The organism is Oleiphilus sp. HI0043 (genome assembly GCF_001634935.1).
Genome location: NZ_LWEY01000496.1, coordinates 1 through 788, shown reverse-complemented (window position 1 = coordinate 788; position 788 = coordinate 1). Strand labels below are relative to the sequence as shown.

Below are 788 nucleotides of genomic sequence, written 5' to 3'. Positions count from 1 at the left end.
TGGCAACTGGACTTTGGATAATTGTCATCCGGAAGGTAAATGGTGTGGGGTCAACGACGAGTTGATTGTGCTAAAGGAAACAGGTTGCTACGCAGACTTTACCCTGCCTTCTGCTCCCAGTGAGACCCAAACCTCAACGGTAAACTCGATATATTATGCTACTGACGACCCATTGCGGCCTAAGTCTCATGATAAAGGAGTGAAGGTAAAAGTGGGGCGTGAGTCATCTGGTGATTTGATGATTATCCAGGGGCCTCTGTGCCTGAACTGGAAAGAGAGAAAATGGGGGGTTATGCCGAAAATAGAAGCGGGTGATGTTCGCAAGTCAATACCCCCTTCTGAACACCGTGTTGATATGTGGGTGGATCAACATATTCATGTTGAGGGGCGGCCGGAATGGGTATTCGTCAAAATACATACACATGGTACGCAAGAGATGGATATCGATACATTGTTAGGTGAACCTACAGTAAAAATGTATGAGTACCTGGCTTCAAAATATAATGATGGCGAGAAGTATAAGATGCATTTTGTTTCATCAAGAGAAATGTATAACATCGTAAAAGCTGCAGAAGCAGGAAAGACGGGTAACCCTAATAAATTCCGAGATTTCTTGATACCTAAGCCTAAGGGGGTTTAAAAAAGCTTGTCATTTTATTGACGTATTTAGGTGTCATTAGTGTTGGCTATTCGTCGCGCAGTGTGTTGAATTAGTCTAAGTAAAATGCTTTTAAGAGCGTTAGAGTAGTGGTTACAAAATTAATGTATTTTTTGCTAGATATGTCTGC

The 788-nt window shown here is 42.1% G+C and carries 1 protein-coding gene; it reads left to right on the top strand.

Annotated elements, in window-relative coordinates:
* Nucleotides 1-640: hypothetical protein (locus A3729_RS06185; RefSeq protein WP_231877360.1), on the top strand; the 640-nt coding region annotated here is incomplete at its 5' end.
* Nucleotides 641-788 lie beyond the last annotated feature (148 nt).